5 protein-coding genes are annotated in these 13,445 nt (G+C 58.0%); all 5 read right to left on the minus strand.

Translation table 11 applies throughout. The annotated features are described in order from the left end of the window. Window positions 1-4 precede the first annotated feature (4 nt). Complete coding sequence (locus sS8_RS05270; protein WP_119628729.1) at window positions 5-1,273, minus strand: efflux RND transporter periplasmic adaptor subunit; 1,269 nt, start codon at window positions 1,271-1,273, stop codon at window positions 5-7. A 190-nt stretch (window positions 1,274-1,463) separates the two neighbouring features. Then, window positions 1,464-1,697, minus strand: coding sequence for an MbtH family protein (locus sS8_RS05275; RefSeq protein WP_119632623.1), 234 nt, complete (start codon window positions 1,695-1,697; stop codon window positions 1,464-1,466). Window positions 1,698-1,770: 73 nt separating this feature from the next. Beyond that, the gene (locus sS8_RS05280) at window positions 1,771-2,100 is read right to left on the minus strand and encodes a hypothetical protein (protein WP_119632624.1); all 330 of its coding nucleotides are present in this window, start codon (window positions 2,098-2,100) and stop codon (window positions 1,771-1,773) included. 50 nt (window positions 2,101-2,150) lie between these two features. Then, complete coding sequence (locus sS8_RS05285; RefSeq protein ID WP_119628730.1) at window positions 2,151-2,477, minus strand: MbtH domain protein; 327 nt, start codon at window positions 2,475-2,477, stop codon at window positions 2,151-2,153. A 291-nt stretch (window positions 2,478-2,768) separates the two neighbouring features. After that, window positions 2,769-12,374 (minus strand): type I polyketide synthase, encoded by a 9,606-nt coding sequence (locus sS8_RS05290; RefSeq protein ID WP_119628731.1) that lies wholly within the window; start codon window positions 12,372-12,374, stop codon window positions 2,769-2,771. Between the last annotated feature and the right edge of the window lie 1,071 nt (window positions 12,375-13,445).

Raw genomic sequence — 13,445 nt, forward strand, 5'->3', positions numbered from 1 at the left:
TTTCTCAGTTGTCCTGCCGGGACAAACGCGTAGCCTGATTTCCCCCGCCGTTCGCATCGATTTCGTTGACCAGGAGCGACATTCCGGGGTTAAGCTCCCCGGCGATAATTTCCGTGACATGGCCGTCGGATTGCCCGACGCTCACCGGGATGGCAACCGGTTTTCCGTCACGGAGTGTCCAGACCACCTGGCTACGATCCGGCGACGCGGCCGCACCCTGGAAAGCCGCTTCACCGCTCCTGGATTTCGAAAAACGGAGTGCGCCGTTAGGTACCACGATGGCCTCCGCAACCCTGTGTGCCGTGATATTGGCCGTAGCGGTCATGCCGGGGCGCAACAACAGTTCCGAATTGTCGACGCTCAACAAAGTCTCATAAGTCACGATCCCGTCAACGGTCTGAGGATCATTTCGAATCGAGACGATTTTCGCCGGGAATTTGCGACTGGGATAGGCATCGACGGTAAAGCTTGCATCTTGTCCTTCCTTGATCTGTCCCATATTGGCTTCATCGACATTGGCATGGAGCACCATGCGAGTGAGATCTTCGGCCAAAGTGAACAGTACGGGGGTCTGAAAGGAAGCGGCCACGGTCTGCCCCGGCTCAACCTTCCGGGCAAGAACGATACCGTCGATCGGGGAGCGGATCGCCGCTTTGGCAAGGTTCGTCCGATTCGCATCCAGATTCGCCTGGGCAAGGGTGACTCGGGCCTTGGCGCTGGCCTCTTCGGCACGGGCACGATCATAGGCTGCCCGCGCTACGTCGACGTCCTGCAGGGGCACGAGTCTCTTCGCGATGAGCTGTTGCACTCGCTGGAATTTGAGACTTGCTTCGACCAGCGTGGCCCTTGCCACGCGCAATCTGGCCTGCTCGGATTCGAGCGAAGATTTGGATTCCAGGACCTTGGCCTCGAGCTCGTCGGTGTTCAGCGTGGCCAGGATCTGCCCCTGCCTGACCCTGTCGTTGTAGTCCACCTTGACCGAATCGATCGTGCCGGACAACTCGCTTCCCACGTCCACCTGGTTGATCGGCTTCAGGGTACCGGTTGCGATAATGTCGACGCTGAAACTCTCGCGGCGGACTTTGACGGTCTGAAACTCCGATGAATCCGGACTACGGGACTGCCCGTTCATCACCACCCCCGCGGTTCCCGTCAAAACCCCGAGGACCCCGATAACGATCCACCACTTCAGATGCTTCCGCTTGCGGCTCGCGCCATCCAAACTCAAGGTTCGAGCGATATCCGTATCCGGTTCTTGCTGAGGCTGCTCCATTAGGCGCACTTTAGACGGCATCAGCTTACACAAGAATCGCAACCATGTTCCCATTAAACATTCCTAATTCCCGATCTCCGTCTTTACCGCTTTCCCACCAAAGCCAAACCTTCCGGTAAACACTTAACCAAAAACCCAAACATCGAGACTCGGGAGCCGCCAATGCCTTTCGTCAATTTACTTAAAGCGGTTAATCGCGAATTGCGCTCTTCTCCGCTTCCTCCATTCTCTTCCTCAGACTCAAAGGCCTCATATCGGTCCATACTTCCTTAATATAGGCTAGGCAATCCGATTTCGTACCAGCCTTGCCGGCATCTCTCCAACCGAGAGCGTTCTCTCTGTCCGCAGGCCAGATAGAATACTGTTCTTCGTGATTAACTACGACCTTGTACACCGTAGTATCTTCTCTTTCATCATAAGCCATATCCTGAACCTCATGCCTGTAAATCAAATAAATCCAATGGACTCCAAGTGTTCAATTTCCCCCGTGAGTGCTTCTACACTTCAGTTGCGTTTTCGCTACCAGCCTCTTCTTCCGTCGCGTAATCGGGTATTTCAAACTTCAACTCTTGTCTACAAAAATCTTGCCATTCCGCAGTAACGGCATCAAAGATGATGTTCTCATCCTTAAAAACGCCGTCTGTCACCACATAATTTTCCTGCAGGAATAAATGGTCGCTGTCGGTTAACTGCCGCTCGAGTTCAACCTCTTTTCCATCCACGATTTTCTTGTCCTTTCTGATATTCTCGATCTTCTCGGTCCATCCTGCGTATTCACGGAATTTTGCAATGGGATATGCCTTACAGTATCTCCCCATTATAGCCATGCCACATTCTCCTATCATTCTTCTGCCGTGTAACTCTAAACAACCGCAAATCAACTTTCTAGTGGAATCAGGTGTCCTTTTCCATCAAGCGTCTTAAGATCCAAATCAGCAATACATTGAACCTTTACGTAATTCAGCGTCAAATTGCCGACCAATCGGCAGTTTCCGGATTCCAAGTCAAAGTTGGCTTTACTTAGATCAGACCCATCTCTATCGAGCTTGAATCCGAGGTCAGTACCTCCTTTCGTATCGGTGAACTTAATATTAACGTAGCCTCGATCGATGCATTCCTTCAATGCCTTAACGGTTTTTTCCGGACGCAAACTCGCTTCGACACGATGATCTCCAGTGGATAGACGTGCTACTAATTCGTCCACTAAAATCTCTCCTTTCTATTTACTGATCTGTTAATGGCAATCTCCCTAACTTATCGTTTACCGTCCATCCCTTGGCGATAATCTGACGCAGTCCGTCTGACAGCATATCGGCTGTCTTGGCCGAGCAGAAAGCAACAATTCTCAAGGCCATACTGAATACTCATGCTCCGAACTTTCCCGGAAAAATTAGGCAACTGATTTAAAACTCGGGATATCAGGATCTCGAGTCCGGACAAAAACCCGGAAAAGCACTGGACTTAATTTTCCCGGTTGCCGATCGAATGCCCGGTCTCATAGCGTTTTCCACTGTTCAGTCAATGCAAGTTCTTCGGCCAACAGTGCCGCAGTTTCTGCCTGCGAAAGCCCTTCCAGCTCATCGTCCGGCGTTTGGACGTCCACGCCGGGTGTTACCGGAACTTCGTCAAATTCGATATCAAGCACGTGTGTGACCAAATGACCGACGACCGCGTCCACGGTCGGATAGTCAAAAGCCAAAGTCGGCGGAAGCTTGCAACCCAGCGAGGTCTGCAGGCGGTTGCGCAACTCGACCGAGGTCAGCGAATCCATCCCCAAATCCGCAAAGCCCCGCGCGGGCTGTATCTCTGCCTTGTCTACGTGCCCCAGGGTCTGAGCGACCTGGGCTTGCACGTGGCTGGTCAACAGGGCATGGCGCTCGGACACGGGTGCCGCCATAAGCTCATCCAGAAAGCTCATCGACCGCGGCTCTTCGACAGCCGTAGAGGAAAAGCGAAATTCGCTCAACAAGGCTCGATCCGCGCCGAACTGCGGCCAGCTTATGGGCGCAACGGCCACTTGCACCGGCGACTGTTTCAACAGCTGTTCAAGAATGTCCAGGCCCTGCTCGGGAGCAATGAGTCCCATGCCGTTGAGCTTCAGCTGGTCGAGTCGCCTTGCTGCGACTCCGACTTCCGCCCAGGGGCCCCAGTTGATGCTGAGCCCCGGCAGGCCAAGAGCGCGGCGATAATGGGCCAGCGCATCAAGAAAAGCATTGCCTGCGGCATAGTTGCTCTGCCCTTTCGAGCCCAACAGCGAAGCTACCGAAGAGAAAAGCACGAAGAAATCCAAAGGGCTGTCCTGGGTCAGTGTGTGCAGATTCCAGGCTCCGAGTATTTTCGGTCCCAGCACACGCTCATAACGCTCCCAGTTCTGGCTGGCTAATCCCCCATCGTCGAGAACCGCGGCCGCATGGATGACTCCGCGCAGCGGATTTCGTGAATCAAGTCTCGCCAGTACGCCTCCGAGCTGCTCGCGGTCGACGACATCGGCCGAGGCGGCAATAATCTTGGCTCCCTTTTCTTCCAGCGCCTGGATTCGTGCCCGGGCAGTCTCGTTCGGCGGCTGCCGCCCCACGAGTACGAGATGTCTCGCCCCACGCTCCACCAGCCATTGAGCGACCTTTAGCCCAAGACCACCGAACCCGCCGGTAATCAGGTAGCTTCCGTCGGCGCGCAGTAACTCGGCATCTGCCTGACCGGATCGACCGGGTGCCACCATCACGATCTTCCCCACGTGCCTGGCCTGCTGCATAAAACGGAACGCTTCCGTTGCCTGCGTCAGAGGAAAGACCCGGCGAGGCAAAGGCTTGACCAGTCCGTTCGCGAAATGATCCAGGATCTCTTGGAGCACGGCTCCGACGGTGGCCGGTTCGCGCTGCATGCAATCCAACAGATCCAGCACGGTGTAGCTGACATCGGGCCGTACGGCTGCCATCTGCTCTGCGGTCCATATATCCCGTTTGGCAATTTCCACGAAGCGTCCTCCTTGTCGCAACGCTGCCAAACTATTCCGGATATAGCCTTCCCCCGTGAGCGAGTTGAGCACGACATCCACCCCGGCCCCTCCGGTATCCTTCAGGATCGCCTCGCCGAACTCCGGATTGCGTGAGCTGTAAAGTCGGCTTACGCCCATCGCGCGCAGCGGTTCCCATTTGCTGGGGCTGGCCGTAGCGTAGACCTCTGCGCCGGCCTGCAATGCAATCTGAACCGCGGCCATTCCGGTACCCCCCGCCGCGGCATGGACGAGTACTCGCTCCCCTGCCCGGACCGAGGCAATGCGGCGCAAAGCATACCAGGCCGTCAGAAACGCGATCGGAATCGAGGCGGCCTCCACGGCGTCGAGCGAAACGGGGTATACCGCTGCCAATTCGGCCGGTGTCGTCACATAGGTGCCGAAACAGCCTTTCGCGAGGGCCACCACCCGATCGCCGACTTTCAGCCGTCCGACACCTGCGCCGACGGCAACCACTTCGCCGGCACACTCGCCTCCGAGTCCATCATGCCGCTCGAAAGGCAACAGTCCCAGGGCGTCCAGGATATCAATGAAATTCAGGCCCATGGCCTGGACCTGGATCTCCACTTCGCCGGCTTCCGGACGCCGCCGCTCCATGGGCCTCAACGCGAACCCCTCCGACGTGCCGCGTTCATGAATCTCGAGTCGTAACGGCTGCTCACCTGAAGGCATGAGCTTACGTACCAGCCGTGCCACGTGGCGCACCCCTCCGCGCCAGGCGATCTGATCCTCCTGGCGATTGGATCCCATTAACTCTCCCAGTAACGCGTCCACGCTATTTTTCAACTCGGCGTGGGGATCCAGATCGACCCGCACACAGCCGAGTTCGGGGTGTTCCAGAGCGATGACCTGGCCGAATCCCCATAGCGGTGACTGATTCAAGCCAAGCATCGGCGGACAGGTTAGCGGGGAAGTCGGCTCGGGACAGCCCACTGCACCGCGGGTCACCAGCCATAAAGGCGGCGGCTCGACCTGTGCCGTCAGGGCCTTTACCAGATGCAGGGTACTGGCACAGCCGGCCGGATCGGAGGCTTCCAGAGAGGGCGTGCTCGCGGCGTCCAGCGGCCAACATTGGACCACCCCGGAAATCCGGGGCACAGCCTCAAGTAGGGCCCGATAATCGGCCGGGCTGCCCGGATTCAGCCGGAACGTCCTTTCATCAAGGCGTTCGTATCCGGTACCCGGAAGAACCCGGAGGGGGATCTCTCCACGAGCGGCAAGCTCTTCTGCCAACAGTTCGCCCACCCCTTGGCTATCGGTCAGGACCAGCCACGTCTTCGACCAAGCCTCTGCCTCCGGGACGGCTTGGGCCAGAATCAGCGATTGCCGCGCTCCGGGCGGTGTGATCGTCAGCGGTTCGGCGAAACCGATCTCCCGCAACAGGGCCTGCCAACTCTCGGCAGGCAAAAAGGGGCAATTCGGGCGCAGTTCCGTGTCGGTCAACCGCCACCAGGCGTCGGTCAGCCCGAAGGTCAGGTCCAGCCAGGCAGGAGGTGCAGTGACCTCGATCAGCAGCAGCAATCCACCGGGAGCCAAAAGGCTACGAGCATGGCTCAGGGTGCTGCGCAGGTCCGACGTCGCATGCAGAACGTTTGCAGCCACGACCAGCTGGTAGCGGCCGGCAGCAATTCCTTGTGCCTGCGGGGATTGCTCGATATCCAACAAGCGGTAGTCGACGAAGGAATGGGCGAAGAACTGTTGCCTCGCACGGGCAATAAGTGCCGTCGAAATATCGGTAAAGACATATTCGGTACGACCGGCAGGCAGCCCCGGCAGCAGGCAGCGGGTTAAGCTTCCGGTACCGGCTCCGATTTCCAGGATTCGCAAATCCTCACCAATCGGCATCCGCGCCAACACCTCGGAGAGGGTTCGCTGCACCAAACGGTAAAGCAGCTGTAGTTCCTGTGTCTCCGGAAAAAGGGACGCCCCGGGTTCGAGGTCGCCCTCGGGAAACAGCAGGGACGACGGATCATAGTTTCCTTGCAGGACCTCGGCCAATCGGCTGCCGCAGCGCCTCAGCAGAACCATTTCCATCTCGTCTCCGACGACTTCCGGTTCCAGCCCAAGACCTGGTTTAGCAATGACTTCCCACTGCCCATTTAGGGATTGCAGGATACCTATCCCGGCTAGGCGCGCCAGTAATCTGTCCAGCAGCGGTTCATGGCGCCTGACGATCCCGAGCTGCTTCGCCAACCCGGCGGTCGAGAAACGCAGCTGTGGCTCCAGGACCAGGCCTAGCTGTCGCAAGGCCTTAAGAATGTAAGCTATGCTCAGGGCGTCCAGACGTCGCCCCAAAAGCCCGATGTCTCTCTTCGGCGCTGTATCGACAAGCAGCGATTCCAGCATCTCGGTCATCGCTTTCGGCGCGGGCAGATAGCCCCATGCGTTGGAGAGTTCGGTTTCTTGCGGTCGCCAGGCCAACTCGTACAGCCACTCCCACGAGGGCGCCTCGCCCAGGAGCACTCCACGGTCGGCAGACTTGAGCCGTAGTCCTTCGATTAAGGCCAGAACCCGTCCATCGTCAGTCAACAGCCGAAGATCGGCGACCACCGTCTCGGACTCCGCCGAGCGTAGCCGCACATCGCTCCAGAACGTGTCCTCTACAGGTTTGAGCAGCGTGAACCGTTCGACCGAAAGAGGCAGGTAAGTCCTTTGCACCTCTCCCAGGGCCGCCATCAATACTTGCAAAGCCCCGTCCAAAAGAACCGGGTGCAGCCGATACACGGAGGCTTCGCCGGCCAAGTCCGGCGGGATCCGCACCTTTCCGAGCGCCCGCTCCATTCCGCGCCATAATGCTTCGATGACCTGAAATCGGGGGCCATAGGCCAACCCCTGCCGGCACAACCGTTCATAATAGGCCGCCACCTCCAGCCGCTCGGGCAGTTCCTTCTGCAAGCGAGCCAATTCAACCTGCTCGGCCTGCGCCCTAGCGTCCCTTAGCCAGCCCTCGGCATGCAACATCCACGCCGGCCCCGCGAGCCCCTCCTCGCCGCTAAAAATCCGCCAGTGCTGTCCCTCACCCTCGGGCGTAAGCGTGCACTGCACCGTTCTGACGCCCTCCGCCGGCAGGCACAACAGCCGGTGAATCACAATGTCTTCCACGCTCAGACAGCGGCTGCCGAGGACCTGCACGCCGGCCGCCAAGGCCATCTCCAAATAGCCCGCCGCGGGAAGGACGACTTGTTGATAGACTCTATGGTCACCGAGATAGGCGGGCTGCCGCGCATCCAACGCGTGTTGGAACAGCGTGAAGACCGCCGTATCGATACGCTCTCCGAGCAAAGGGTGGAGCTTCCTTCCCCGAGGAAACCGCAAACTTTGCTCCGATGCTTCTATCCAATAGCGGCGGCGCTCAAAGGGATAGGTCGGCAGCGTCACCTTGCTGCGGGCATAGTCACGGTCAAAACCTTCCCAGTCCGGATTTACCCCACGGACGTACAGCGCCGCCAGGCTCTCCAGGATCTGCGGCCATTCCCGCTCCGGGCGAAGACTGGGTAGCCACAGCCCGGATTTTGCAGCGAGACAGTGCTGCCCCATCCCCAGCAGGATCGGCTGCGGCCCCAGCTCGACGAAAACTTCGCAGCCCATGCGGTGGAGCGCCGCCATCCCGTCCGAAAAGCGCACCGGCTGACGAATGTGTTCACACCAGTATCGCGCCTGTGTGATGTCCTCGCCAGCGACCTCTCCGCTGACGTTGGAGATCAGCGCAAGCCGAGGCATCGAGTAGTCGATTTGCGTGGCCACTTTCCGGAATTCATCCAAAATGGGTTCCATCAACGGGGAGTGAAAAGCATGGGAGACGTTCAGAGCTTTGGTACGCACGCCCTGCGATTCCAGTTCCGCAACCACCGCGCGAACAGCCGTATCCCTGCCCGATAGCACCACGCTCTCGGGACCATTGACTGCGGCGATCGCCACCTCGTCGGCATAGGTCCCGAACGTCGCCCGCACTCGCGTCTCCGGAGCCAATACGGCGACCATGGCGCCGTCCTGCGGCAGTGCCTGCATCAACTGCCCTCTCGCCGCCACCAGGCGCAGGCCGTCTTCCAGACTAAAAACGCCAGCCACATGGGCCGCCACGTACTCTCCGATGCTGTGGCCCAGAACTGCGACGGGTTCGATGCCCCAGCTGCGCCATAGCTCGGCCAGCCCATATTCCAAAGCGAACAGGGCCGGCTGGGTATAGGCCGTTTGTTCCATCAGCGCGGAATGCTCGCCAAAAAGCACATCCGTCAGCGGCACTTCGAGGCAAGGCCGGAGCAGTTCCGCGCAACGGTCCACCGCACGCCGAAATGTCGGCTGGCTCTCGTACAGCTCCCGACCCATGCCGATGTGCTGAGCCCCCTGCCCAGTGAATAGAAACGCCACCTTCGGCGGATACTCGGCCGCTTGATCCAACCACAATTGGGATGGCGTTTGTCCCGCTACAAAGGCCGCCAATTTGGCCTGCAGGTCTGAAGGCGACTCCGCCAGGACGGCAAGACGCTCGCCAAACCGTGTCCGTCCGCTATTGGCTGTAAAGCAAATATCACTCAGCGGTGCGGGATTACCGGCCTTAAGATAAGCTTCGTAGCGGCCGGCCAATGCCTTTAATGCCGGCTTGGTCCGCGCCGAAAGGGTCAAGAGATGCAGTGGCCGCTCCTGTTGCGTGCACACATTCTCCCGTTCCGGCGCCTGCTCCAGCAGTACGTGGGCGTTGGTTCCACCAAACCCGAAGGAGCTGACCCCGACCAGTGGCGGCGTGTTGGCTCGAGGCAAAGTGCGTCGTTCGGTGGCGATGAAGAACGACGAGTCGATCAAGGGGATATGAGGATTGATCTTTTTTAAGTGTAGATGAGGTGGTATCTCCTCGTGTTGTAACACCAGCACACCTTTTATCAACCCGGCGATCCCGGCTGCCGCCTCCAAATGCCCGATGTTGGTCTTAACCGAACCGACTGCGCAAGGCCGGTCCTGCGGTCGCCCATTCCCGAGTACCGCCGTTATTGCCCGAAACTCGATGGGATCGCCCAACGGCGTGCCGGTGCCATGGGCCTCCACGTAAGAAACCTGATCGGGAGCAACCCCGGCATCTTTCAAGGCCAGGCGGATAACCTCCTGCTGAGCAATGCCGTTGGGTGCGGTCAGACCGTTGCTGCGACCATCCTGGTTGACTGCCGAGCCACGAACCACCGCCAGGACTCGGTCGCCATCCTTCAGTGCATCAGAGAGGCGCTTTAGGACTATGACCCCACACCCTTCCCCGCGTACATAACCGTCAGCCTCTGCGTCGAAGGTCTTACAGTGTCCGTCGGAGGCCATCATGCGGGCCTGAGAATAAGTGACGGTCGGCTCCGGAGAAAGAATCAGATTCACGCCTCCCGCCAGGGCCATATCGCATTCACCGCTCCGAAGACTCCGGCAGGCATAGTGGACCGCAACCAGAGACGATGAGCAGGCTGTATCCACCGCAAGGCTGGGACCTCGCAGATCAAGCAGATAAGAGAGACGGTTGGCCGTAATGCTGTACGCATTACCGGTGCCGGCATAAGCGTCAGCCGCAGCCGGATCGCCGAATTGGCGTCGGGAATAGTCATTGCTGCAAACGCCCATGAACACACCGGTCCGACTGCCGGCCAGCTTGTCCGCTGCCTGACCGGCCCGCTCCAAGGCTTCCCAGCCTACCTCCAGAATCAGCCGCTGCTGAGGATCCATGCTAGCCGCCTCTCGGGGCGAGATGCCAAAGAAGTCGGCATCGAACAGATCCACGTGATCCAGAAACCCGCCCCAGCGCGTGTTCATTTTTCCCGGTGTCGCCGGATTCGTATCGTAGAAGGCATCGACATCCCATCTGTCCTTCGCAATCTCGGTGATGGCATCCACTCCGTTCTGCAAAAGACTCCAGAACGTCTCCGGCTCCTCGGCTTTCGGAAAACGACAAGCAAGGCCGATGATCGCAATGGGTTCCGAATCGAAACTTCGTGATGCATCCCTGTCAAGAAGTGCCGGACTGCCGATCTCTCCAGCCAGATGTTCCGACAGCGCGCTCACGCTCGGAAACTCCCACGCCAGGGTCGGAGACAACGGACGCTCGAGCCACGCTTCCAGGTCTCCGATCAGCCTCACGGTTTGGGCGGAATCCAGACCAAAGCCGGCAAACGGCTGCCGCCGCCCGATTTCGTCGGCTTTTATGCCCAGCACTTCGGCGAGCTGTGCAATCAACCACGCTTCGATGAGTCTCGCGCCTGGAGTCCTGCTGGGCTTGTGCGTTTCCGCCGCATTCCCGACAGCGGTTCGCGCCTCATCCGGGATAGTCTTGTCCCCAGTGCTTCCCTGCGGCCTTGTCAAGCGCCACTCTTTAACGACTTGTAGATGACCTTCCTCAAAGGCTTTCCGGCAAGCGCTCCTTTGAATTTTCCCGCTGGAAGTCTTCGGGATAGTCCGAGGTTCGATAAGAACCACCGCATACACTTGAAGCTCATGCACTTCGGTGACGGCTTGGCGTATCGCGCCGATCACGGCGTCAAGATCCACGTCCTTGCGCGGATTGATCTCCTGCACCACGATCAACCGCTCTTCTCCTTCAAGGTCCATCGAGAAAGCAGCTACGCCACCGGGCCGCAATACCCTATGGCTTTCCTCCACCGTTACTTCGATATCCTGCGGGTAATGGTTACTGCCGCGAATGATGATCAAGTCTTTGAGCCGGCCGGTGATAAACAGCTCGCCGTCATGCAGATATCCGAGATCGCCGGTACGCAGGAAAGGGCCTTCGCCGGTGTCCGCCAAATGAGCCTGGAAGGTGTTCTCCGTTTCCGCGGCTCGATTCCAATATCCTTTTGCCACACTCGGACTGGACACCCAGATTTCCCCGATCCGACCGGGGGCGCATCGGGTTAAGGATGCGGGATCGACAATCGCGACGCTCTGATCGACCAGAGCCTGACCACAGCCCGCGAGAGTACAAGCGTTCTCATCATCCTTGCTTGCATCGACTATACGGTTGTTTGTGAAAGCCACCTTGTCAATTTCATGGATTACGGGAGGTTCCGTCTTATGTCCGCCCGACACGATCAAGGTGGCCTCGGCAAGTCCGTAACCTGGCCAAAATGCTTCCCAGCGAAAGCCGCACGGCTCAAAGGTCTTGGCAAATCGCTTTAGTGTTTCGACGCGGACGGGTTCGGCGGCATTAAGCGCTATGCACCAATTACTGAGATCGAGGCTCTCCCGCTGTTTGGCAGTCATCGTGCGGACACAGAGCTGATAGGCGAAATTGGGCGCGCAGCTGACGACAGGCCTGTCTTTCATGCCGGAAATGGCCCACAACCACCGAGGAGGCCATTTGACGAACGAGAAAGTCGACATCAATGTGCTGTGGTAACCCTCGCAGAAAGGAAACAGCACACCCGCAACCAGCCCTAAATCGTGGTGCAGCGGTAGCCAGCTGACCATTTCCCCATCGTGGGGCATTTGCCATTTTTCCTGTACCACTGCCGAGTTGTGTATCACGTTGCCATGGCTCACCATGACTCCCTTGGACATCCGTGTGGAACCGGAAGTGTATTGAAGGTAAGCCAGTGTTTCTCTTGTAATGGAGGGCATTCTCCATCCGTCTTCAAGACCGGCTTCCACGTCGTCGGTAGCGATCCAGCGCAGTGAAGCGAGCTGCCCGGCTTGGAATTCCTGCTGGCTCGATATGATGGATTCCATATGAGAACGGATGTCCCGTGTCGTCAGTGCCAGCGTTGCGCCTGCATCTTGTGCGATTGCCTCAAGACGAGGCAAGGTATATGTACGGTTAGTTTGAGTTGGATGGATGGGATACGCCGGAATGGCGATGATCTTCGCGTACAGGCATCCGAACAGAGCGGTAATGTAATCCAACCCCGGCGGATGCAGGAGCAATGCCCGCGCGCCTGGCGTCCCCAGACTTTGCAGCATCGCGGCGATGGATCGCGCCTTGCGATCCAGCTCCCCGTAGCTTAGATGAATTTCTTTTTGCTCCTCATGCATCAAGAAGGTATAGGCCGGCCGCTCGGGCTGATGAAGTGCTCGCCAGTGTAGGATTTCGACCAGTGTGGAAAACTGGTCAGGAATGCGTTTACTCATCTATTGTTGACCTCGACTCTCTTGACTCGACGATGGCTTTTTTCATCAAGGCGTGCTGAACCCGCGGGTCCGTTCCACTCATCGTGTTCTCCACTGACTTCAAGCGTCGTTGTTGTCGTTAAGTTGCGGGTGTTGCAGGTTGTCCGTTGCAGGATGGGCGACGTCACAAGCCCAATTGGCTCATTGCACTGGGCTTCCCGGCCGGGCGGCCGGAATAGCGTTGCCGAGCGTTTCCGGTGTTCTATTGGTTTCAGATGTTTTTCGAGTGGTTTATCAGCAAGCGTCCCCGTGGCCGGCAAGTCACGTTCATGTAACAGGCGGCTCGGTCGTTGCCCGAGCACGTGCATTTTCGGGGAATCGACCGAAAAAGGCCTGTCGGCGAAAACTGATTTTTGTGTAAGTCTTCGCTTACAAGAAGTAACGTGAAGGCGTTCTTCAAGACAATCAAGGCACTTTCAGCCGCAGGTATCACTTTTCCAAGTCAACTAGAGTCAAGGCAAAAAAGGAGAGCGAAGAACAATGTAGAGATGCTGATAATCAAGGGGGGGTTTGGAACACGAGTGTCAGTCGATCGTTTGGATGGATCCAAAAAGCCTGATCAATCGGAACATCCCGCCTTGAATCGATCTCGCCTCCTGAATCAAGCCGCTACATGGCCACGCTGCACGGCAGCCGAGTCGCCGGGTCGTGTTGCGTCCCAATCGCAAACAAGTCTTTAGCCGCCCTTGCCAGTCGCAAACGGTCGGCCCGGAGTCGCGAACCGATACTTCTAGGAGCGCGGGAGTCCACCTTCCTTGCAGGCGCCTACCCGCCCGCTGCACACTCGACCACATCCAACCGCAATTTCCAGGACTATCCGTACCTGTCGCTTGCGAAACACCGAATTGCCAGATGTAAGCGAAGACTTACACAAAAATCAGTTTTCGCCGACAGGCCTTTTTCGGTCGATTCCCCGAAAATGCACGTGCTCGGGCAACGACCGAGCCGCCTGTTACATGAACGTGACTTGCCGGCCACGGGGACGCTTGCTGATAAACCACTCGAAAAACATCTGAAACCAATAGAACACCG

Source organism: Methylocaldum marinum (assembly GCF_003584645.1).
In the GTDB taxonomy this organism is placed as follows: Bacteria; Pseudomonadota; Gammaproteobacteria; order Methylococcales; family Methylococcaceae; genus Methylocaldum; species Methylocaldum marinum.